Below are 22,957 nucleotides of genomic sequence, written 5' to 3'. Positions count from 1 at the left end.
AAATAATCGAATAACTCCGGGTGAATAATGCCTGTGACAAAAAGTTATTTAATATTACGGCGTAACTGTCTCTGTGCGTTAATACCTCCGGGCGATGTTTCAGAGTAATCGCGGTGGCAGGAGGCTTTCAGGCTGCTATCTTTCAACGATTCTGTTTTTACAGCCTGTGCTTCCGGAACCAAAAATATGCTCTTTCGCAAAGAGGTCAATGAACATCAGCAAAACCACTGGACGGGTAAAGCATTATTACTCGCTGGCTGGCCGTTATGGATTGTGACCTCGCTGACCACTCTTTTTCTTATTTCTTTACTGATATTCCTAATCTTCACTAATTACACCCGGCGTATAAACGTCAGCGGTGAAATTATCACTCAGCCGCACAGTATTAATTTATTCAGCCCGGAACAGGGGGTGATCACTAAACTGTATGTCGATACCGGCAAGCCGGTGAAAAAGGGTCAGCCGCTGTATGAAATTGACGTCAGCCGCGTGACGCAGGCAGGTAATGTCAGTACCACCACGCTCGCCGCCATCAAAAAACAGCGTGAGCAAATTGATTCGATTGTCGCTCAGCTTGAGCACAATAAGCAGGAAACGCTGCAAAACCTGCAACAGCAGTTAGAGCAGTATGAGAAAGCGCATCAGGTTTCGCAGAGCATGGTCGATTCCGCTCAGGAAGGGCTGGATGCCATGAAAAAAAGCATGCAGAACTACGGCGCGTATCAGAAGAAAGGCCTCATCAATACCGACCAGCTGAATAACCAGCGCTACCTGTTTTACCAGCAGCAAACCTCGTTCCAGAGCCTGAACACTCAGGCGATTCAGGAAGCCTTGCAGATCACCAATCTGCGCAGCGAACTGGTGACGCGCGCCGCCGAGTTTGATAATCAGATTTCGCAGTACGGCTACCAGCGCAACGATCTGGAGCGTCAGCTGGCGCAGGCCGATGCGAAAGGTTCCCTGCTGATCACCGCGCCGACCTCCGGTAAAATCTCCTCGCTGAGCGTCACTCCCGGACAGATGGTGAATGCAGGCGACAGTCTGGCGCAGCTGGTGCCTGCCAGTAATTCTCCGTTCTTCCTCGTCGCCTGGCTGCCCAATGAAAGCGTGCCTTACGTCAAAGCCGGTGAGCACATTAATATCCGTTACGAAGCCTATCCGTTTGAAAAATATGGTCAGTTCCCCGGTAAGGTGGAATCGATCTCTTCTGCACCGGTTTCTGAGCAGGAACTGAATTCCTACGCCAGCGCGCCGCGTACGGCAAACGGCACGGTCAGCGGACCTTATTACAAAGTGATTGTTTCACTGGATAAAAAAGCGATGGACTGGCACGGCGAGACGCTGAATTTATCCAGCGGCATGAAAGCCGAATCAACCTTATTCCTGGAGAAAAGGCCGCTGTATCAGTGGATGTTGTCTCCGTATTACAGCATGAAGAAAAGCGTGGTGGGGCCAATTAATGAATCTCGATAACGTACGGGAGCTGGCTGACCGCCTGCACTTTAGCTGGCGCCACCGGGTGCCGCAGATTATACAAACAGAAGCCGCTGAATGCGGGCTGGCCAGTCTGGCGATGGTGTTTGGCTATCACGGAAAACATGTTGATTTGCAGAGTCTGCGTCAGCACTACGGCATTTCATCGCGGGGGGCGACGCTGCGCACGCTGATGGATATCGCCACGGCGAATGAGATGAAATCCCGCGCGCTGAAGCTCGATATTGACGAACTGAATGCGCTGAAAACGCCGTGTATTTTGCACTGGGATCTCAATCATTTCGTGGTACTGGTCGGCGTGAAGCAGGGCAAGGTGGTTATTCACGATCCGGCGTTTGGCCGTCGCTCGCTGGGCATGCGGGAGGTTTCCGAACACTTCACCGGCGTGGCGCTGGAATTGTGGCCGGATAACGGTTTTACCTCTGAAAAACCGCGCGTACGGCTCGATTTGCGCAAAATGATGGGCAACGTCAGCGGGCTTATTCCGGCGCTGACCAAAATCTTCTGCCTGTCGCTGATGATCGAATCGGTCAATCTGTTGCTGCCGGTCGGCATGCAGCTGGTGATGGATCACGTGATCCCGGCGAAAGACCCTGATTTACTGACGCTGATTTGCCTCGGCTTGCTGTTCTTCATCATTTTCCGCACCGGCGTCAGTATGCTGCGCGCCTGGACCTCGCTGGTGATGAGTACGCTGATTGACGTGCAGTGGAAAGCGCGGCTGTTCGACCATCTGCTCAAACTGCCGCTCGATTATTTTGAAAAGCGCAAACTCGGCGACATTCAGTCACGCTTCACCTCGCTCGACACGCTGCGTACCACGCTGACCACCAACGTCGTCAACAGTATTATCGACGGTATTATGTCGGTCGGGCTGATCGTGATGATGGTGTTGTACGGCGGCTGGCTGATTTGGGTGATCCTCGGCTTTACGGCGATTTACGTGGTGTTCCGTCTGACAACCTATAACGCCTACCGCCAGGTGTCGGAAGAACAAATCGTTAAAGGTGCGCGTGCCGGCTCGCACTTTATGGAAACGCTTTACGGCATCAGCACGCTGAAGGCGCTCGGTTTATCGAAAGCCCGCGCCAATTTCTGGCTGAATCTGAACATTGATAACGCCAATGCGACGGTGCGCAAAACCAAATTTGAAATGATGTTTACCGGCGGTAATACGTTGATCGCCACGCTCGATCAGGTCGCGCTGCTGTGGCTCGGTGCAACGCAGGTGATTGACGGGCATATGACGCTTGGGATGTTCGTGGCATTTAACACTTATCGCGGGCAGTTTTCCGAACGTGCGGCCAATCTGCTGAATATGATGTTGCAGTTGCGGATGTTGTCCCTGCATCGCGACCGTATCGCCGATATCGCACTGACGGAGACTGAAAAATCCCTGCCGGAACGTGAATTGCTGCGGGCCGGCGAGGCAGCGTCACTGGATGTGCGGGATCTGGTTTTCCAGTACGACAGCCTGTCCGCACCGCTGATTAACGGCCTGAATCTGTCGGTGGCGGCGGGGGAAAGCGTGGCCATCACCGGGCCGTCGGGGCAGGGCAAAACCACGCTGATGAAAATCATGACCGGTTTGCTGACGCCGACCGAAGGCCGCATTCTCATCAACGGAATGGATATCACCACCGCCGGGCTGAACAATTACCGCAGCTGCATCGCCTGTGTGTTACAGGATGATACGTTGTTCGCCGGTTCCATCGGCGAGAACATTGCCAGCTTTGATGAGCAGAAAGACGAAGCGCGGATTATCGACTGCGCCCGCCGTTGTAATATTCACGACGATATCGAACGTATGCCGATGGGCTATGAAACACTGATCAGCGAACTGGGCGGCAGCTTGTCCGGCGGGCAGAAACAGCGCTTGCTGATTGCCCGCGCGTTATACCGTCGTCCGGCGATCCTGTTCCTCGATGAAGCCACCAGCCATCTGGATCTGGACAACGAAATGCGCATCAACCAGGCGATCAGTGAACTGGATATTACGCGGATATTTATCGCGCACCGGCCATCGACGATTGCTTCAGCAGACAGGGAAATTAAGCTGGGATAACACGTTCCGGCGATCCCGAGAATTGGGATCGCCTTTCCAATAATGCCACCTCTGTTACATCTCCTCACGGAAAGTTCATCATTTGTTTAAAAGTTATTATAAAATGCGGGCTTCATCGTCTGACGGCGCTGCATTGCCTCCTGCCGTCTGAACTGTCTGCGCTCCTGTTTCTAAAAAATATCAGCGCAACAGACTAATTTTAAGGAGTTTTCATGTCGAATCAGTTCCCGAGCTCACGCCTTCGCCGCCTGAGACAGTCCGAATCCCTGCGCACTCTCTTTCAGGAAACTGAATTTAGCGTCAACGATCTGGTACTGCCGATTTTCGTAGAAGAAGAGACCTCTGAATACGTACCGATCGAAGCCATGCCGGGTGTGCTGCGCATTCCTGAATCCCGCCTGGCGTTTGAAATCGAACGCTACGCCCGCGCCGGTATCCGCTCGGTCATGACGTTTGGCATCTCGCATCATATGGATGCCACCGGCAGCGACACCTGGAACGAAAACGGTCTGGTCGCCCGTATGGCGCGCATCTGTAAAGACACCGTGCCGGAAATGATCGTCATGTCCGACACCTGTTTCTGCGAATACACCTCGCACGGGCACTGCGGCGTGCTGCACGACCACGGCGTGGATAACGACGCCACACTGATCAATCTCGGCAAACAGGCCGTGGTTGCCGCTGCCGCCGGTGCAGATTTCATTGCGCCATCCGCCGCACAGGACGGTCAGGTGCAGGCCATCCGCAGCGCGCTGGATGAAGCCGGATTTATTGACACCTCGATCATGGCCTATTCCACCAAGTTCGCATCCTCAATGTACGGGCCATTCCGTGAAGCGGGCGGCAGCGTGCTCAAAGGCAACCGCAAGCAGTATCAGATGAACCCGATGAACCGCCGTGAAGCCGTGCGTGAGTCGCTGATGGATGAGCAGGAAGGAGCCGATGCGCTGATGGTTAAACCCGCTGGCGCGTATCTGGATGTGATCCGCGATATCCGCGAGGCTTCCCGCCTGCCACTGGCGGCGTATCAGGTCAGCGGCGAATACGCGATGATCAAGTTCGCGGCTCAGGCCGGTGCCATCGACGAACGCGCCGTGGTGCGTGAAAGCCTGGGCGCGATTAAACGTGCAGGCGCAGATATTATTCTGACGTACTTTGCGATGGATATTGCCGAGCAGGGGCTGTAATTTCTGCTCCCGCTGCAAACAAAAACCGGGCTTTCGCCCGGTTTTTTTATGTCCTTGCGGCAGAACCGGCGGGCAGGGTTCCGCTTCTGACTTTGGCAGGATGTCCCGGTTGCTCCACTTTGACCATCACCGTCAGCACGGCGGCGACCAGATAAAGCGCGGTATAGACCCAGACCACACCTTCTATGTCGAAGAACGGCAGCACAATCGAGGCAATGGCCGGTGCAACAAAATTACTCAGGCCCGCGGAAAGGTTATAAATCGAGATTGCCGCGCCTTTGTGATTGGGTTCCAGAACCGGGAAGACGGCGGTCATCGGCACGAAAGCCGCAACGGTGATACCCAGCATGACGGCGGGGATCAGCGCCACCCAGAAGTTATGTCCTGCCCAGACCGGCAGATAATAGAATGCCAGGCTGGATATCGCGCAGCCGATACAACCGAACCAGCGCACCTGCCGCAGCCAGCCAATTTTCTCCCCTAACACGCCCCACATCACGTTGGTAAAAATCGTCACGAAGAAGAATACCGCCCAGATTTGCAGCCATTCCGACATGGTAAAACCCAGCCGTCCGACAAACAGCATTGGCATGATCACCGCAAAACCGAACAGGGAGATCGTATTAATAATGCGGATCAGGCATGACATAAAAATATTGCGGTTGGTGAATAAAATCGTCACCGCGCGGCTCAGTTCGCCGAGCTTTTCTTTCGGTGTCAGACTGGCTTTACTGCCGGGTTTCCCAACATTGCGTAGCAGGATCATCGCCATGAGTCCGCCAGCAACCACCCACGCAATCGCAAACCATAACGTGCCGGTTTCGCCCATAAAGGGAATGGTGAAACTGGGCAGATAACTGCCGATACAGCCGATGCCAATGGAGTACATCGCCCAGAACCAGCCCATCGCCGAGGAGAGATTTTGTTTCGGCACGGTCTGCACAACCAGCATTACAAAGGAGTAAATAAACAGCGGATAGGCCAGCCCGCGGATACCATAAAACAGCAGCATCAGCGGATAATTTTTCATCCCCAGACCAAACAGCATAAACAGCACATGCATCACCACCCAGAGTATAAAGCCGATGCGCATCGCTTTTTGCGGCGTAATGATTTCCGCCACCACGCCGGAACTCCACGCCGCCAGCGCCGCCGCCAGACCGTAAACCGTAAAGACCACGGCAGATTCAGAGGCGGTGAAACCCATATCAATAATATGTTTGGAGAGGAACGCCATTTCGAAGCCGTCGCCGCTCATGAAAAGCGCAATGGCGATATAGCCCCAGAAAAGATTCATCGGCAGACCGAACCAGTGGGTGCGCGGTTTGTGTAGATCGTGCATGTCAGACTCCTCTGCGAAAGATTTCGCAGCTGGTTATGTTGTCAGGGTCAGAGACGGGGCGCTCAGGCGCCCCCGGTGGTTATTACATCGTTCAGGCGTTACGCAGGTCGACCTGCTGCTGATAGAGCTGACGCCAGGTTTTCAGGCGCTCAGCGAGCATGTCGCGGGTTTGGGCATCAGGGTAAAAGTGCTGCGCCACCGGCGGTTTGCGGCACACGTCCCGAAAGTCTCCGCCCGCTGCCAGCCAGCCCAGCCGTGCGGCGCCCAGTGCGCCACCGGCCTCGCCGCCGCTGTGGGTGACGACCGGCAGATTCAGTGCGTCACTCATCAGCTGCGCCCAGCGGTCACTGCGCGCGCCACCGCCCACCAGCGAGCATTGCTGTAATTGCGTTCCGGCCTGCTGCATCACATCGCGTCCGTCGGCCATGCCGAATGCCACGCCTTCCAGCACGGCATAACCCAAAGCGGCACGGTCCGTGGTATGCGTCATGCCATGAAATGCCCCGGTGGCATAAGGATCGTTATGCGGCGTACGTTCGCCGGAAAGATAAGGCAGGAACAGCGGCGCCTGACGCTGTTGCGACGGATTAAGCTGGGTGATTTCTGCCAGCAGCGTGGTTTCGTTACTGCCCACCAGATTGCAATACCAGCGCAGCGCACTGGCCGCGGTGAGCATCACGCTCATCTGGTGCCAGCGGTCCGGCAGGGCGTGGCAGAATGCATGCACTGCCGATTGCGGGTTAGGACGGAAGCGGTCATTAACCGCAAAAAGTACGCCGGACGTGCCGAGAGAAATAAAAGCATCGCCGGGATCGACCGCGCCGATACCGACGGCGCTGGCAGCATTATCCCCGCCGCCTCCGGCGATCACCACGTCGTCGCGCAGGCCCCAGGCGCGGGCAATGTCATTTTTCAACGTGGCGCTGACATCGCTGCCTTCCGCCAGACGCGGCATGTGATCACGCGTCAGGCCGCAGGCGGCGAGCAGATTATCCGACCAGTCACGTTTCGCCACGTCGAGCCACAGGGTGCCCGCCGCGTCTGACATATCAGAGACTTTCTCGCCGCTCATCATCCAGCGCAGATAATCTTTAGGCAGCAGGACGGTCGCCGTTTGTTCAAAAATCTCTGGTTCATGTCGCGCCACCCACAAGAGTTTCGGGGCAGTAAAACCAGGCATAGCCAGATTTCCTGCAACCTGATGAAGCTGCGGTGCGCTTTGCGTGAGTTGTGCGCATTCCGCTGCGCTGCGGGTGTCATTCCATAAAATGGCAGGACGCAGTACCCGGCCTTCGCGGCTGAGAAGAACCGCGCCGTGCATTTGCCCGGATAAACCGATGGCGCTGACCTCTGACCATCGTTGCGGCAACTTACTGCGCAGGCTCGAAATCACCCGCTGCGTGGCCTGCCACCACTCTTGCGGATCCTGTTCTGCATGATGCGGATGCGGGCGGCTGACTTCGAGCGCCTCACCGGCACTGGCCAGTAACCGGCCCTGATCGTCAATTACGACCGCTTTGATTTCCGACGTCCCTAAATCCAGTCCGAGATACATAGAGTGCTCCTCAGACGCGTTTTGCGTCATTCAGCCAGTGACGGACGCGCTCAACGGACTGGCGCATCAGTTCGGTAAAGGCCTTATCGCCCGCCAGTCCGGCAAACAGCTTTTCATCGGCGGCAAATTGCGCCACCGGATCAGCGCTGCTGAACAGGGCATGCACCGCCGGAGCGTCGAGAATACCGTCCTGATATTCGTAAGGCAGAAGACCGAGATGCCATTGCTGCATGAAAACGAAGAACAGCGCAGGCAGCATGGCAGTGGCCCGTGGCGTCTGACCGCGCTGATAACATTCCTGCAAGGTCGGGGTTATGAATCCCGGAATTTTAGAGAAACCATCGGCGGCAACACGCTGATTTGTGTCCTGAATGTGCGGATTACTGAAACGCTCGAGCACGACATCGCGGTAGCGCGCCAGATCTAACGGACTTGGCGTCAGGGAGGGGATCACGTCTTGCGTGACGTAGTCATACGCCATCTGGCAAATGGAGGGAGTACGCGTGCTTTCATCGATAAAGCGCTGACCGGTCAGCGTCCCCGCCCAGGCGATGCAGCTGTGGCTGGCATTGAGAATGCGGATTTTTGCTTCTTCATATGGCAGAACGGACTCCACCATTTCTACGCCAGCCTCTTCCAGGTGCGGGCGACCCGCGATGAAATCATCCTCGATTACCCACTGAATGAAAGCCTCGCCCATAACCGGCACCCGGTCTTCAAATCCGGTTGCCTGAGCCACACGCACGGCGACGTCCGGTGACGGACGCGGGGTAATGCGATCCACCATCGTGTTCGGGCTGCGGGTGTGATTTTTTACCCAGTCGCTGATGTCGTGTTGCTGGCGCAGGGCCAGAAATTGCAGCAGACCGTGACGGAAACGTTCGCCGTTATGGCGAAGATTATCGCAGTTCAGCAGGGTGATATCGCCACCCTTAAGCGCAATCCGACGCGCCAGAATATGGCCGATGGCACCATAAATCGTGCGGCATGCGCCCTGCAAATCAGCCTGAATATCAGCATTTTGCTGGTCGAGATTGAACTGGTTATCAAGGTAATAACCGCCTTCGGTCACGGTAAAGGAAATCACTCTGGTGTGCGGATCTGCCCCCTGAGCCACCAGCGCGGCCAGTTCGTTATCCCACGCAATGATTTTCTGAATGGAAGTGATGGTTTCATATTCACGCTCACCCTGCGGAGTGACAGTTTCCAGCACGTATTTACCGCCCTGCGCCTGCAACGCGTTCAGAAGCGGAACGCCATCTTCGCGAATGTTACCCAGTGCGATTGACCAGCTGTTATCCCCCTTCGCCAGTAAGCGGTGCAGATACCATGCCTGATGGGCCCGGTGGAAAGAGCCGCTGCCGATATGCAGCCAGACAGACGATTGCAGTTGGTGAGCATTTTTCATCAGATTCTCCACAAAGTGATTATTGATTTGGTGTGAGCTTAAGCCCTTTTAGTGGGCTTTTGCTCGATTGCGGTTAATCTAATGGAATATTTGCCCGTTAAATGGGCTTTAGCTCACACATTTCGTGGACCGATGTATTTAGCGATCACAGGAAGAGGCGAAAAACGATAAAATCTCGCCACTGAAAACACCGGCTGGAATGCGCGCATGAGTAAGAACGACAAGAAAATGGATCTGGCTGCACGGGCGGCGTGGATGTATTACGTCGCCGGGCAAACCCAACATGAAATCGCCGAAGCCTTAGGCGTTTCGCGGCAGGTCGCCCAGCGGCTGGTAGCCAGCGCGATCGATAACGGGCTGGTCAGCGTTCACATTTCCCATTCGGTGGGGCGCTGTATGGAACTGGCGGCGCAATTACAAAAGCGTTTCGGGCTGGATATTTGCCAGGTGGTGCCGGGGCAGGGTATGACGCCGTCGGGCATCAGTCATGCCATTGCGGTGGCGGGAGCGCAAGTGATGACGCAGTTTATCCGCAGCGATGAACCGATGATTATCGGCGTGGGTTCCGGGAGAACGCTGAAAGCGGCCATCGACGAACTGGCGGATATAGAAAGACCGCAGCACAGCAGCGTTTCGCTGATTGGCGCGATTGCGTCGGACGGCTCCTGTACCCGTTACGACGTGCCGCTGCTGATGGCGCAAAAAACACAGGGACGCTATTTCATCCTGCCTGCCCCCCTGTTTGCCGACGGCGAAGACGATCGCGCGATGTGGTGCAATCATCGTATCTACCGCACGGTCAGTGAAAAGGCCAGTCAGGCCAACGTGACGTTTATCGGTATCGGCACCATTGAACCGGGGTGTCCGCTGCACAAGGACGGATTTATCAGTCTGGAAGAAGTGGAAAAACTCGCGAAAAGCGGGGCCGTGGGAGAAGTGCTCGGGCACTTTATGGGACAGGACGGACAGCGCATCGACAGTGTGCTGAATTCGCGCCTCACCAGCGTCGGACCGCATCCGCATGATGATCAACCGGTGATCGCGCTGGCCGGTGGCGCAGATAAGCAGATTGCTATCCGCGCCGCCCTCGAAGGTCGCTGGATCAACGGGCTTGTCACCGATGAGTCCTGCGCGCAGGCGTTGCTGGTTTAACCCTACTTCTTCACAATCCCCGCGATATCATTGGTGTTCATCAGATGATAATCGCCGTTCATGTCGGTATAGCTGGTCATACCGGTATCGCGGTCGCGATCCGGTTCGCCATGGGCGAAAAGCTGATCGCCGGCTTTGGTATTGATCACGTAATCGCCGGCGCAACCCGTCAATGTCAGCGCCAGAACCACAGCCGTCAGGCAGGATAATTTCTTCATTGTTCAGTAGTTTCCCGTTGCAATCATCTGCCCGCATTACAAAACAACCTGCCGCAAGAAGCAAAGGATAAAAATGTCACCAGGCGTAATTGTGTGAACGGAGTGACTGATTTATCACGGCTCATTTTGGTGCACGCCGTTTCGCTATCCTCATTTTCGTCGCTTTTTAGCACCAGCTCAGTGCGGTGTGATCCCGTCGTCGTTTCTGTCAGTTGCCCGTAACGCGGACTGAGCGCTATCTATACTCACAGAACCCGACACATTCTCAGAGCATTGGAAACACTGGCAGATATTTTGCTTATGTTTCTTACCTTTGATTAAACCTCGGGAAACCTTTCGTCTTTTGGCGTCAGCCGTGAATTTCAAAATCAAGCTTCAGAATTTTCTTTTTAGTTCAGGTTTCTACTCAAACACAGTGCTAAGGATCATGACGATGTCGATGAAATTTATGAAAAGTCCGCTCTCTTTGTTGCTGGCCGGTTGTCTGGTTACCGCTTTCTCCGCGCGTGCGGATATTTTGATTGGCGTTGCGGGTCCGTTTACCGGGCCGAATGCGACTTACGGTGATCAGTACTGGCACGGGGCCACGCAGGCTGCCGAAGACATTAATGCCGCAGGCGGGATTAATGGCGAGAAAATTAAACTGGTCCAGGGCGATGACGCCTGCGAACCGAAACAGGCGGTGGCGGTGGCTAACCGTTTAGTCGATCAGGATAAAGTGCAGGCCGTGGTCGGACATTTCTGTTCTTCCTCCACCATGCCTGCCTCCGAGGTGTATAACGACGCCGAAATTATCGCCATCACGCCGGGCTCCACCAACCCGCAAATCACCGAACGCGGCATGAGTGACATGTTCCGCATGTGTGGCCGTGACGACCAGCAAGGATTAGTGGCGAGCGATTACATCATCGACAAACTGAAAGCCCAAAAAGTGGTCATCATCCACGATAAAGATACCTACGGTCAGGGTCTGGCGGATGCCACCAAAGCGGCGCTCAACAAACGTGGCGTGAAAGAGGTGATGTATGAAGGCCTGTCGCGCGGCGAAAAAGACTTCAACGCGCTGGTGACAAAAATCAGTGCGCAGAAACCAGATGTGGTGTTCTTCGGCGGCTGCCATCCGGAAGCCGGTCCGTTAGTCCGCCAGATGCGTGAGCAGGGCGTTCAGGCGACCTTCTTCTCCGGCGACTGTATCGTTAACGAAGAAATGGTGACCGCAGCCGGCGGCCCGCAATACACCAACGGTATTCTGATGACCTTCGGTAAAGACCCGCGTCTGATCCCTGACGGCAAAGCCGTTATCGATAAATTCCGCGCCGGCAAATTTGAACCGGAAGGTTATACCCTCTATTCCTATGCGTCCGTTCAGGCCATTGCTGCCGCATTCAAAGCCACTGGCGGCAGCGATTCCGCCAAAGCCAGCGCCTGGCTGAAAGCCAACAGCGTCGATACCGTCATGGGTAAAAAATCCTGGGACAGTAAAGGCGACCTGAAAGTCTCTGATTACGTCGTATATAAATGGGATGACAAAGGCAAATATCAGGAAGTGAAAGAATAAAGCTGTTTGACTTGCCATTTTGAACCCGTGTCAGACCGCGCCTTAGCCAGGCGCGGTCACAAAAAGAGACAGCGTATTTATGGATTCTTTCTTCCTGCAACAACTGTTTAATGGCATCACGCTCGGTGCGGTTTACGGTCTCATCGCCATCGGCTACACCATGGTTTACGGCATTATCGGCATGATCAACTTTGCCCACGGCGAAGTGTATATGATTTCCGCCTACCTCTGCGCCATCGCGCTGGCGTTGCTTTCCTTCTTCGGGTTGCACTCCTTTCCGCTGCTGATCCTCGGCACGCTGGTGTTCACCATCGTGGTCACCGGCGTCTATGGCTGGGCGATTGAGCGCATTGCGTATAAACCGCTGCGAAACTCCACACGCCTTGCGCCGCTGATTTCGGCCATCGGTATGTCGCTGATTTTGCAGAACTACGCACAAATCAGTCAGGGGCCGCGACAGCAGGGGATCCCGACCATGCTGGACGGTGCCATCCGCTTTCATATCGGCGAAAGCTTTGTCCAGATGACCTACACCAAGCTGTTCATTCTGGTGGCCTCGCTTCTCGGAATGCTGGTGCTGTCGTGGATTATCAGTAATACCAAGCTCGGTCGCATGTGTCGTGCGGTGCAGCAGGACAGAAAAATGGCTTCAATTCTCGGCATCAACACTGACCGTATTATCTCGCTGGTTTTTATGATTGGGGCGGCGATGGCCGGGCTGGCGGGTGTTCTGGTTACCATGAATTACGGCACTTTCGATTTTTACGCCGGATTTATCATTGGTATTAAAGCGTTCACGGCGGCGGTATTAGGCGGCATTGGTTCGTTGCCGGGGGCGATGCTGGGCGGCCTGATTCTGGGGATCGCCGAAGCGCAGTTCTCAGGCATGGTGAACTCGGATTACAAAGATGTCTTTTCGTTTGGATTGCTGGTGGTGATCCTCATTTTCCGCCCTCAGGGTCTGCTGGGCCGTCCGGTCGTGACGAAAGTGTGAGGGAAATAAAATGACGACACAAACTGCTGTGAGCAGCGGATTTTCGCTTAAACGCTGCCTGCTGGATGCCATTTTCGCCGGGCTGGTGGCGCTGATTATTTTCGGGCCCGTCGTGGGTGTGGTGCTGGACGGCTATAGCTTTACCTTCCATTCCCAGCGGCTTGTCTGGATTATTGCCGCCGTCATGCTCGGGCGCTTTTTACTCAGTGCGTTCCTGGAAACCGCGAGCGGGCAGAGAATGCGCGCGCGCTTCGAATCCGACAGCGCCGGTGTGTACGTTCGTCCGCCGGATTACAAAAGCAATCTGCGCTGGATATTGCCTCTGCTGATGGTGCTGGCGATCTTCTTCCCGTTCGTGGCCACGAAATACATTCTGACCGTGGCAATTTTAGGGCTGATTTACGTGCTGCTGGGTCTCGGGCTGAATATTGTGGTCGGGCTGGCCGGGCTTTTGGATCTGGGATATGTCGCTTTTTATGCCATCGGCGCTTACGGGCTGGCGCTGGGATATCAGTATCTCGGCCTCGGATTCTGGTCGATGCTGCCGCTGGCTGCCTTGATGGCCGCGCTGGCGGGCGCGTTGCTGGGTTTCCCTGTGCTGCGGATGCACGGCGATTATCTGGCGATTGTAACACTCGGTTTCGGCGAAATTATCCGCCTGGTGCTGACTAACTGGCTGTCGTTTACCGGCGGCCCGAACGGTGTCTCCGCGCCGCCACCGACGTTTTTCGGTCTGGAATTTGGCCGGCGGGCGAAAGAGGGCGGCGTGCCGTTCCACGAGTTTTTCCATCTGACTTACAACCCTAACATGAAGTTTATTTTCATCTATGCAGTACTGGTTCTGGTGGTGTTGCTGGTGCTGTATATCAAACATCGTCTGACCCGCATGCCAATTGGCCGTGCGTGGGAAGCGCTGCGTGAAGACGAAATCGCCTGTCGCGCCATGGGGCTGAACCATGTGCTGGTAAAACTTTCGGCGTTTACGCTCGGCGCTTCTACCGCCGGGATCGCGGGCGTGTTTTTCGCCACGTATCAGGGATTCGTCAACCCGACCTCTTTTACCTTCTTCGAATCTGCGCTGATCCTCGCCATTGTGGTGCTGGGCGGAATGGGCTCGACCCTCGGCGTGGTGCTGGCGGCGTTTGTGCTCACCGTTGCGCCGGAGCTGCTGCGCAGTTTTGCCGAATATCGCGTGCTGCTGTTCGGTGTGCTGATGGTGGTGATGATGATCTGGCGTCCGCGCGGGTTAATCCGTATCAGCCGCAGCGGGTTTACCGTGCGTAAAGGAGTCGCGCCATGAGTGAAGCGTTAGCAGATAACAATATTCTGAGTGTCGAGCATTTACGCATGCATTTCGGCGGCATAAGAGCGTTAAACGATGTGAATCTGGCGGTTAAACGCGGCTCAATTACCGCGCTGATAGGCCCGAATGGCGCGGGGAAAACCACGGTATTCAACTGTCTGACCGGATTCTACAAAGCTTCAGGTGGCAATGTTTTCCTCAATACCCGCCGTCGCACCACCAATGTGATTCAGGTGCTTGGACAGAAATTCCAGCCAGATGACTGGATAAAACCCGCGCAACTGGGTAAGCGGATTTTCTACAAAATGTTTGGCGGCACGCATCTGGTGAACCGTGCAGGACTGGCGCGTACTTTCCAGAATATCCGGCTGTTTCGCGAAATGTCGGTGATCGAAAACCTGCTGGTCGCGCAGCATATGCAAACCAACCGTAATCTGATCGCCGGTGTGCTCAATACGCCCGCTTATCGCCGTGCGGAAAATCAGGCACTCGACCGGGCATTTTACTGGCTGGAAGTGGTGGAACTGGTCGATTGCGCCAACCGGCTGGCGGGCGAAATGTCATACGGTCAGCAACGGCGTCTGGAAATCGCGCGGGCGATGTGTACCGCGCCGGAGATGATTTGCCTCGATGAACCGGCGGCAGGGCTGAATCCGGTGGAAACGCGCACGCTGAGTAAAATCATCCGTTTTCTGCGCGATCACCACGACATCACCGTCCTGCTGATTGAACACGATATGGGCATGGTGATGGACATTTCCGACCACATCATCGTGCTCGACCACGGCGATGTGATTGCCGAAGGTTTGCCGCAAGCCATTCAAAATGATGAAAAAGTGATCGCCGCTTACCTGGGCGCCAGTGAAGATGAGGTCAGCCTGTGAACAATGCGATGCTGGAGTTTCGTGAGGTCGATGTTTTTTATGGCGCGATTCAGGCGCTGCAAAAAGTCTCGTTGCAGGTTAACGAGGGTGAAACCGTGGCGCTGATCGGGGCGAACGGCGCAGGGAAATCGACGCTGCTGATGTCAATTTTCGGGCAGCCGCGCGTGCAGAGCGGGCAGATACTGTTTCGCGGAGAAGATATCAGCCGTAAATCCACGCACTTTGTGGCGTCGGCCGGGATTGCGCAATCGCCGGAAGGGCGGCGCGTTTTCCCCGATATGACCGTCGAGGAGAACCTGCTGATGGGCACCATCCCGGTGGGAAATAAATATGCAGCGGAAGATTTGCAAACCATGTTCGATTTATTTCCCCGCCTGAAAGAGCGGCGGAAACAGCGCGCGATGACCATGTCCGGCGGTGAGCAGCAAATGCTGGCGATAGCGCGTGCGCTGATGAGCCGTCCGAAACTGTTATTGCTCGATGAACCCAGCCTCGGGCTGGCACCGATTATCGTTAAACAGATTTTCCAGACGCTGCGTGAACTGGCGCGCAACGGCATGACGATTTTTCTGGTTGAGCAAAATGCGCATCACGCCCTGAAGCTTTCCGACCGGGGCTATGTGATGGTCAACGGGCAGATACGTCTGAGCGGAAGCGGGGAAGCATTGTTGCATAATCAGGAGGTGCGTAAAGCCTACTTAGGCGGAATCTGATTTTCCTTCTTTATGCCCGTAATGCCGCGTATTGCGGGCTTTCCCACAAATTTCTTTCTCAATTTTGCATCTCCCTCCACATTTCGCTCATACTGTTTGGCTATCATGCAATTCTTACAAATTGGTGACTGGAAAGTTAAATTTCTGAGTTATCATGCAGAGTTACCCATCAAAAATTTGTTAAAGATGAGTTTTTTAGGATGAATCAATGACCTGACGCAGTGTTAAAGCGTTGACCCTCAGGGGGCAACGGGCTATATAACGCTGTCCGTTTTTGGCATGAATTTTCCTGTCTCAAGGATCAAGGATGAAGTGAATGGCGAACGGGCCATTCATTCGATGAGTTGAACCGTCGGCGCTGCTCGTAAAACAGCAGAAATGGGTCGTAGCGTTTATTGTTTAATCAGACAGGGTGCTGAAATGGCTTCTGAGATAATTTCTTTTGTTTTATTTCTTTCCTCTATCTTTTTCTACGTCACCCGCGCGTCGGCCAGCCGTATCTGGTTTTCGCTCGTTCTGTTTTTCCTCGGGCTTTACGTCATCCTCAACGTCATTTTGATCGGCAGTAATTATTTTACTGGCGAAGGCATTACTGACGCCGTGCTTTACACCGTCACCAGCAGCCTGAAAGGCGCCGGGCTGAACAAATATATCCTGCCATTCATCGGTTTACTCGCTGGTCTGATTGCCGTTTTTGCCCTGCTGGCGTGGTGTCTGAAACAGCGTCGTGCTAAAAACAGCAGCGCGGTCTACAGCGTACTGGCCGTGGTGCTGGCGGTGTTCTCGGTCGGATCCACACAGGCTTTCCAGAATATTTCCCGTCTGGTAAAAACGCAGATCAGCGGCAATGGCGCGGACTTCGACACGTATTACAAAGTGCCGGAGAAAGTGGTGAAAGGCGCGAAAAAGCCGAATCTGGTTTACATCTATGGTGAAAGTCTGGAACGCACTTATTTTGATGACAAAGTGTTCCCCGGGCTGACCACCGAATTAAGCCGCCATAAAGCGCAAAGTATTGATTTTACCAATACCAAGCAGGTTCCCGGCACCGGATATACCATCGCCGGCATGGTGGCTTCACAGTGTGGTATCCCGCTGTTTGCCCCGTTTGATGGCAATGCGTCCAGCGCATTAGCCACGTTCTATCCGGAAAACGTCTGTCTCGGCGACGTGCTGAAAGGTGCGGGTTATACCAACTATTTCTATCAGGGTGCGGAACTGGCATTTGCCGGTAAAGGCACTTTCCTGAAATCTCACGGTTTCGATCATCTGTATGGCTACAACGAACTGCGTCCGACCGTGGCTGACCCGGCGTATAAAAATGACTGGGGCTGGTATGACGACACGCTGCTTGACGAGGTTTATAAAAAATTCATCACGCTGAGCAAAGAGGGCAAGCCTTTCTCGCTGTTCACGCTGACGGTCGATACGCATCACCCGGACGGCTTTATTTCCCGTGGTTGTACCCGCAAAGACTATAAAGTGAACGGGAAATCCAATCAGTCACTGAGCGCGGTATCGTGCAGTCAGGAGCTGATTTCGGCATTTATCGACAAGATTAAAGCGTCAGGTTATTTCGATAACACCATCATTGTGGTGTCTTCCGACCATCTGGCGATGAACAACACCGCGTATAACATTCTGACCAAGCAAAACCGCAAGGACTTGTTCTTTGTGCTCGATGGCCGTAAACCGGTTGGCGATCTGAATGCCGCGAAACGCAGTACTCTTGATAACGGTGCCACGGTGCTTGATATCATGGGAGGCGACAACTACATCGGCCTGGGGCGTAGCGGTTTTTCCGCGACTTCCATGACCGCGCAGTTCCTCAATATTGATGACAAGGTGAATGCCTGGAAACCTGCGGTTATCAAACAGTGGGGCTTCCCGAACAGCATTAAAAATTATACGGTCAACAACAAGGACAACAGTTTCACGTTCTCCGGTATGACCATCAAAACGCCGTTCATCCTGAAAGTGACTGGCGAAAAAATTGAGCCTATGTTCGACGTCTATCTCTCCACGCCGCTGAAAAAACAGCTGGCCGGACTGGCAACCAGTGACAACTTTGTCTGGGTGGATAAATGCTACGAAATGGGGCGCGTCTGGGCACCGGAGCTTTCGCTCAATACCGGTCTTTGCGTGGCTTCCGGTAACCTGGGTGCAAAACCTTCTATCGTGCAGGCAACCGGCGACACCTTCAAAGGTAAAGTTGATTTCGCCAAAGACACCTCAGGCAGTAATGCGATTTACCAGCAAACGCTTCAGGCGCTCAATATTGACGATGAAGCAACGAAGTATCAGTCTCCGGCTATCGCCTTTATGGTGCCGGGTTTACCGGAGCAGGTGAAAGCGATTACCGGCGTTTCCACGGTGGAAAACTGGGGACGCTGGTCGGATGCGAATCTGGCGCCATCGGTGAAAATCGATTACGTCAAACCGTTGCCCACTACGTTTGATGTGGTGATCCGCGCGCGTGCTTACGGCAATAACATCGATAAGCCGGTCTCTGTCCGCGTGGGCGATCAGGAGCAATTTGTCACCTTCGGCGATCAGGACGGTATTGTGAAAGTGCAGTTCACCAACCCGGAAGCGGCGCAGAGTATTGTTATCACGCCACCGGCGCCGACCGAACCCACCGAAGGCACCAGTGGCGGTTTCCAGCCACGTAAACTGGGCATTGGCATGGTGTCACTGGAAGTTCAGCCGGTTGAAGAACCGCAATCCTGATAAGCGCGTGTGAGGCATTACGGCTGAAATGAAAACCCGCTCCGGCGGGTTTTTTTATAGGCTTTTTCAGAGGGGATTTCACACTGGACAGCGGTTAGGTGTCACTGTTATTGTGATAATGAGAATCACTATCAATTATTATCGGTCAAAATTTTATGTGCCAGGACGAGCGCTTCCTGTTCGTCAGCCACCATCAGCATCCGGTAGCCCCAGAATTTTTCATAGGTCAGGGCGAAATCTTCTGCCGCAATCCGGTTGGCGGTGTCCGGTTCGATGTAAATACTGGCTTTAACCAGGGTGCGTAGCGCCACGCGGTTCACTTTCCGCCATTGCACGATAGCCTGCATTTCTTCTTTCGATTGCTCATGGCGCTCATTGCCAAGACCTTCATCATTGATGAAAACGAAGGGCTGATTGCGTTCCAGCAGGGCATCAAAGTGGGCAAAAGGAGAGGAGTTGCTGCCATCAACCGGGGTGGCTTTAAACTGCAAGCGGACGACGGGAAACTGGTCGGCATTAATAAACATGGAGTTGCTCCTGGAATATAAAGTGGCAACGCGGGGGGCGCTTCCCGCAGAGGTGCTTACCTTACCCGACCCGCTTGCGCACAGTCATTGCACAGAATCGCCAGACTATTGTTCATTCCGGCCAGATCCGGTTCCTGTTGAGGAGACACTTTTATGATGTCGGTTTCACTGAGCGCCACATCCCGCAGCCAGCCTTCCGTCACCTTTGACGTGGATAACGTGCCGCGCCCGGTTGTATTGCTCAATGCCACGGTTGCCTCACAAAACTGGGAATATGCCCGCCACAGTCACCGCCGTGCGCAACTGTTCTATACCCTTCGCGGCATCCTGAATTGTGAAATTGAACAGGGCGTATGGATTGTGCCGCCGCAATGCGCGGTGTGGATCCCGGGTAATCTGCCGCATGTGGCAAGGGGGACGGAGGAAACCGAATGCTACTGCCTGTTTATCGAACCGGGAACGGCGGCGAATTTACCGCAAAGCTGTTGCACGATAGCGGTTTCACCTTTGCTGCGTGAGCTGATGCTGAAGGCGACACAATTTCCTGAGCTGTATGCTGAAGAAGGGCGGGAAGGGCGACTCATTGCCACCCTGATCGATGAGATTTCCGCAGCACCCGCTGAGGGGCTCAATCTTCCGATGCCAAAAGATGCGCGGCTGAAGCGGCTGACCACATTGCTGCTGGCCAATCCCTCAGACAAAATCCGGCTCCGTGAATGGGCCACGCGGATTGGCATGAGCGAGCGCAATATGAGCCGGTTGCTGATGCAGGAAATAGGGATGAGTTTTGGTCGCTGGCGGCGTCAGTTGCATGTGATCCTCTCCCTGCAGCGACTTTCACAGGGCGAAAGTGTGCAGACCGTCGCGCTCGATCTGGGCTATGAAAATGCCAGTGGTTTTGTCACGATGTTCCGTAAAGCCGTCGGAAAACCCCCCGCCAGATACCTTGCAGAACACGAATAAATCCGCCATGAGGCCTTAGCTCTTTTATCGAATTACTATCCCGTTTTAGTTATTCTTTTTAGAAATATGTATCATTAAAACAATATTATAAAGAAATAAGCCGATGGGTATACTCGCCAAATTCCTGCACTAAAACACAGCCCGGTGCAGGCCTCTCATCACACTTTTGGGGATACCTATGCGCAAGACATTAAACACAGCTAAGACCCGCATTAACCGTGCATTTTTGCTGGCCGCCACGTCTGCGGCCATTCTCTCCGGTACCGTGCTGGCGCCGCTGAGTGCGGCACACGCCGCCGATAAAACCACTATAAAAGTCGGCATTATCAGCGGGGAGGATGAAGATGTCTGGCGTGAAGTGGTGAAGCAGGCGGCTGCGAAAGGGCTGACCGTGAAACCGGTTATTTTCAATGATTACAACCAGCCGAACGAAGCGCTGCAAAATGGCGAAGTCGATGCCAATGCCTTCCAGCATCAGCCATTCCTTGATAATCAGATTAAAGTGAATCATTACAACATCGTGCGCGTTGGCGATACCGCCGTGTGGCCAATCGGTTTGTATTCCAAAAAAGTAAAATCAGCCGATGAACTGAAAGAAGGCGCGGTGATTGGTGTACCCAACGATCCGTCAAATGAAGCCCGTGGCCTGATCCTGCTCCAGCAGTCTGGCGTCATTAAGCTTAAACCCGGTGCCGGTATTTTTGCGACTACTGCTGACATCACCGAGAACCCGCGCCATGTGACCATTAAGGAGCTGGATTCCGGCATTATTGGCCGTTCCGTCCCTGATTTAGACGCGGCGATTGTGAATACCGACTGGGCGCTGAAAAGTGGTCTGACGCCTGCCGACCGAATCGCGCAGGAGCCGGTAAAAGGTAATCCTTACAACAACTTTATTGCGGTGAAAACAGAGAATGTTAACGCGCCGTGGGTGAAAACGCTGGTCAGTTCTTACCAGAATGATGCCGTCAAACAGGAGTTTGATAAGGTTTATAAAGGCACCGGCGTGACGGCCTGGTAAGGATGTAAAAGCATGACAATAATCACTGAGACCGGGGCGCAGTTTACCGCGACGTCCCCGGAAAAGGACAATGCCCGCCGCCCTCTGGCGGGCACTCCGGCACAGACTGACCGGATTGCTGACAAGGATGCTGCACAAAATGTGGTGCGGTTGCATCAGGTCAGCCGCCGGTTTGGGGAAACTCAGGCCCTGAACGGCGTGTCATTAACGGTAAAACGGGGCGAAATTCTTGGGATTATTGGCCGCAGCGGGGCAGGAAAATCGACCCTGATCCGCTGTCTTAACGGGCTGGAGCAACCGGATGACGGTGTGATCGAAATCGAAGGTCACGCCATTACCGGGCTGAGTGAAAAACAGTGGCAGTCGGTGCGCAGCCGCGTCGGGATGGTGTTTCAGCATTTCAATTTGCTGTCGGCCAAAACCGTTGAGCAGAACGTCGCACTGCCGCTGAAGATTGCCGGTTTCGACAAGGCACGACGTCAGGCGCGTGTCGCCGAATTGCTGGCGCTGGTCGGGCTGGAAGATAAAGCCAAAAGTTATCCGGCAGCATTGTCCGGCGGCCAAAAACAGCGTGTCGGCATTGCCCGCGCGCTGGCGGCCAGCCCGGCGCTGTTGCTGTGTGATGAAGCCACGTCGGCACTGGATCCTGAAACGACCCGCTCAATTCTCGCGCTTCTCCAGTCACTGAATCAGAAATTGGGGATCACGATTTTGCTGATCACCCATGAGATGGAAGTGATCAAGAAAATCGCCCATCGCGTGGCGGTGATTAACGCCGGTGAAATTATTGAAGAAGGCCCTGTGTGGCAGGTATTTGCCCATCCGCAGTCGCAACTCACCCGCACATTATTGCAGGGCCTTCTGCCTCAGTTACCGGAAGCGCTGGCCGATGAACTGACGACTGATCGTCAGGGGCAGGCGATTTACAGCGTGCAGTATGCCGGACAGGGCAGTCAGGGGGAGATCATCACCCAGATGGCGGCGGAATTACCGGGTAAGTTCCGGCTCATTCAGGGCGGTGTGGATCACATTCAGCATTACGCTATCGTGCGATTTTTCTACTCGGTACCGGTGGCTGATACAGCCGCCGAGCAGGCCGTTTTACACTGGCTGCAACAGCGCCAGGCAACTGTGGAGCTGACGGGCTATGTCTCCGGTAATGCTTGATCTTTTATTCAATGCCGTCCAGGAAACGCTGCTGATGACGGCGGTTTCAGGTTTGTTTTCACTGATTGCCGGTTTGCCGCTCGGATTGATTCTGGTGATGAGCAGCCCGGGAGGGATTGCTGAAAATCACTGGGTTAACCGCTCGCTCGGGCTGGTGATCAACGGCTTCCGTTCATTGCCGTTCATCATTTTGCTGGTGGCACTGATACCGGTGACCCGCTTTCTGGTCGGAACTTCCCTGGGCACGTGGGCGGCGATTGTTCCGCTTTCCATTACCGCCACGCCGTATTTCGCCCGTGTGGCTGAAGTGTCGCTGCGGGATGTGGATCGCGGGCTGATAGATGCGGTGCGTGCGATGGGTGCCAGCAAACTGCGTATTGTCTGGGACGTACTGATCCCCGAAGCATTACCGGGAATTTTGTCCGGATTTGTCGTCACACTGGTCGCGCTGATTGGGGCCTCGGCGATGGCGGGCGCAATTGGCGCGGGCGGATTGGGTGACCTGGCGATCCGGTACGGCTATCAGCGCTTTGAAACCGTGGTGATGGTGGAAGTGATTGTGGTGCTGATTGTCATCGTCTGCGGCATTCAGTGGCTGGGAGATCGCATTGTGGCGCGCGTGGACAAACGTCATTAAAAAAGCCGGTCGTCATCGGGCGACCGGCTTTATCAGATT

Annotated in this window: 19 protein-coding genes; 14 read left to right on the top strand and 5 right to left on the bottom strand. The window is 54.4% G+C overall.

Features of this window, described 5'->3' with window-relative positions:
- Positions 1-186 precede the first annotated feature (186 nt).
- From J1782_RS08885 to hemB, 3 genes are all read left to right on the top strand, one after another.
- Positions 187-1,473 carry an HlyD family secretion protein gene (locus J1782_RS08885; RefSeq protein ID WP_152325762.1) on the top strand — a complete coding sequence of 429 codons (1,287 nt, stop codon included), beginning with the start codon at positions 187-189 and terminating at the stop codon, positions 1,471-1,473.
- Positions 1,460-3,559 (top strand): peptidase domain-containing ABC transporter, encoded by a 2,100-nt coding sequence (locus tag J1782_RS08880; protein WP_152325763.1) that lies wholly within the window; start codon positions 1,460-1,462, stop codon positions 3,557-3,559. Before J1782_RS08885 ends, J1782_RS08880 begins: the two co-directional genes overlap by 14 nt.
- 212 nt (positions 3,560-3,771) lie before the next feature.
- Positions 3,772-4,746, top strand: a complete 975-nt coding sequence (gene hemB / locus J1782_RS08875; protein ID WP_152325764.1) for a porphobilinogen synthase — start codon at positions 3,772-3,774, stop codon at positions 4,744-4,746.
- A gap of 46 nt (positions 4,747-4,792) precedes the next feature.
- On the opposite strand, the gene J1782_RS08870 is transcribed toward hemB, so the two are convergent.
- The 3 genes from J1782_RS08870 to dalD all read right to left on the bottom strand — a co-directional run bounded on the left by J1782_RS08870 (position 4,793) and on the right by dalD (position 9,051).
- Positions 4,793-6,088 (bottom strand): MFS transporter, encoded by a 1,296-nt coding sequence (locus J1782_RS08870; RefSeq protein ID WP_208952319.1) that lies wholly within the window; start codon positions 6,086-6,088, stop codon positions 4,793-4,795.
- 91 nt (positions 6,089-6,179) lie between these two features.
- Positions 6,180-7,643 carry a xylulokinase gene (xylB, locus tag J1782_RS08865; RefSeq protein WP_217152963.1) on the bottom strand — a complete coding sequence of 488 codons (1,464 nt, stop codon included), beginning with the start codon at positions 7,641-7,643 and terminating at the stop codon, positions 6,180-6,182.
- Between the two features lie 10 nt (positions 7,644-7,653).
- The gene (gene dalD / locus J1782_RS08860) at positions 7,654-9,051 is read right to left on the bottom strand and encodes a D-arabinitol 4-dehydrogenase (RefSeq protein ID WP_217152962.1); all 1,398 of its coding nucleotides are present in this window, start codon (positions 9,049-9,051) and stop codon (positions 7,654-7,656) included.
- A gap of 207 nt (positions 9,052-9,258) precedes the next feature.
- Here dalD and J1782_RS08855 point away from each other — a divergent pair, with 207 nt between their 5' ends.
- Entirely contained in the window at positions 9,259-10,203 is a 945-nt protein-coding gene (locus tag J1782_RS08855; RefSeq protein ID WP_208952316.1) for a sugar-binding transcriptional regulator, read from the top strand.
- Between the two features lie 2 nt (positions 10,204-10,205).
- Here the strand turns inward: J1782_RS08855 and J1782_RS08850 are convergent, their stop codons facing one another.
- Positions 10,206-10,421, bottom strand: a complete 216-nt coding sequence (locus tag J1782_RS08850) for a YgdI/YgdR family lipoprotein (protein ID WP_217152961.1) — start codon at positions 10,419-10,421, stop codon at positions 10,206-10,208.
- A 433-nt stretch (positions 10,422-10,854) separates the two neighbouring features.
- Here J1782_RS08850 and J1782_RS08845 point away from each other — a divergent pair, with 433 nt between their 5' ends.
- From J1782_RS08845 to opgB, 6 genes are all read left to right on the top strand, one after another.
- Positions 10,855-11,979, top strand: a complete 1,125-nt coding sequence (locus tag J1782_RS08845) for a branched-chain amino acid ABC transporter substrate-binding protein (protein ID WP_217152960.1) — start codon at positions 10,855-10,857, stop codon at positions 11,977-11,979.
- A 79-nt stretch (positions 11,980-12,058) separates the two neighbouring features.
- A complete protein-coding gene (locus J1782_RS08840; RefSeq protein WP_152325770.1) occupies positions 12,059-12,973 on the top strand; it encodes a branched-chain amino acid ABC transporter permease LivH in 915 nt (304 codons plus the stop codon).
- Positions 12,974-12,983: 10 nt separating this feature from the next.
- A complete protein-coding gene (gene livM / locus J1782_RS08835) occupies positions 12,984-14,273 on the top strand; it encodes a high-affinity branched-chain amino acid ABC transporter permease LivM (protein WP_217152959.1) in 1,290 nt (429 codons plus the stop codon).
- A complete protein-coding gene (locus J1782_RS08830) occupies positions 14,270-15,160 on the top strand; it encodes an ABC transporter ATP-binding protein (RefSeq protein WP_152325772.1) in 891 nt (296 codons plus the stop codon). Before livM ends, J1782_RS08830 begins: the two co-directional genes overlap by 4 nt.
- Positions 15,161-15,168: 8 nt before the next feature.
- Positions 15,169-15,873, top strand: a complete 705-nt coding sequence (locus J1782_RS08825; RefSeq protein ID WP_206738772.1) for an ABC transporter ATP-binding protein — start codon at positions 15,169-15,171, stop codon at positions 15,871-15,873.
- A gap of 420 nt (positions 15,874-16,293) precedes the next feature.
- On the top strand, positions 16,294-18,603 hold the full coding sequence (gene opgB / locus J1782_RS08820; RefSeq protein WP_165056957.1) for a phosphatidylglycerol--membrane-oligosaccharide glycerophosphotransferase: 2,310 nt from the start codon (positions 16,294-16,296) through the stop codon (positions 18,601-18,603).
- A gap of 131 nt (positions 18,604-18,734) precedes the next feature.
- Here the strand turns inward: opgB and J1782_RS08815 are convergent, their stop codons facing one another.
- On the bottom strand, positions 18,735-19,130 hold the full coding sequence (locus J1782_RS08815; protein WP_165056959.1) for a hypothetical protein: 396 nt from the start codon (positions 19,128-19,130) through the stop codon (positions 18,735-18,737).
- Between the two features lie 153 nt (positions 19,131-19,283).
- On the opposite strand from J1782_RS08815, the gene J1782_RS08810 reads away from it, so the two are divergent.
- The 4 genes from J1782_RS08810 to J1782_RS08795 all read left to right on the top strand — a co-directional run bounded on the left by J1782_RS08810 (position 19,284) and on the right by J1782_RS08795 (position 22,918).
- Positions 19,284-20,093, top strand: a complete 810-nt coding sequence (locus tag J1782_RS08810) for a helix-turn-helix transcriptional regulator (RefSeq protein ID WP_254303011.1) — start codon at positions 19,284-19,286, stop codon at positions 20,091-20,093.
- 178 nt (positions 20,094-20,271) lie between these two features.
- A complete protein-coding gene (locus J1782_RS08805) occupies positions 20,272-21,114 on the top strand; it encodes a MetQ/NlpA family ABC transporter substrate-binding protein (RefSeq protein ID WP_165056961.1) in 843 nt (280 codons plus the stop codon).
- A gap of 12 nt (positions 21,115-21,126) precedes the next feature.
- On the top strand, positions 21,127-22,281 hold the full coding sequence (locus tag J1782_RS08800; protein ID WP_152325777.1) for a methionine ABC transporter ATP-binding protein: 1,155 nt from the start codon (positions 21,127-21,129) through the stop codon (positions 22,279-22,281).
- Positions 22,262-22,918, top strand: coding sequence for a methionine ABC transporter permease (locus J1782_RS08795; RefSeq protein ID WP_152325778.1), 657 nt, complete (start codon positions 22,262-22,264; stop codon positions 22,916-22,918). Before J1782_RS08800 ends, J1782_RS08795 begins: the two co-directional genes overlap by 20 nt.
- Positions 22,919-22,957 lie beyond the last annotated feature (39 nt).

It is taken from the genome of Rahnella sp. BCC 1045, assembly GCF_019049615.1.
Classification (GTDB): Bacteria; Pseudomonadota; Gammaproteobacteria; order Enterobacterales; family Enterobacteriaceae; genus Rahnella; species Rahnella contaminans.
The sequence above is the reverse complement of the archived record's forward strand: the minus strand, read 5'-3'. Positions and strand labels throughout refer to the sequence as shown.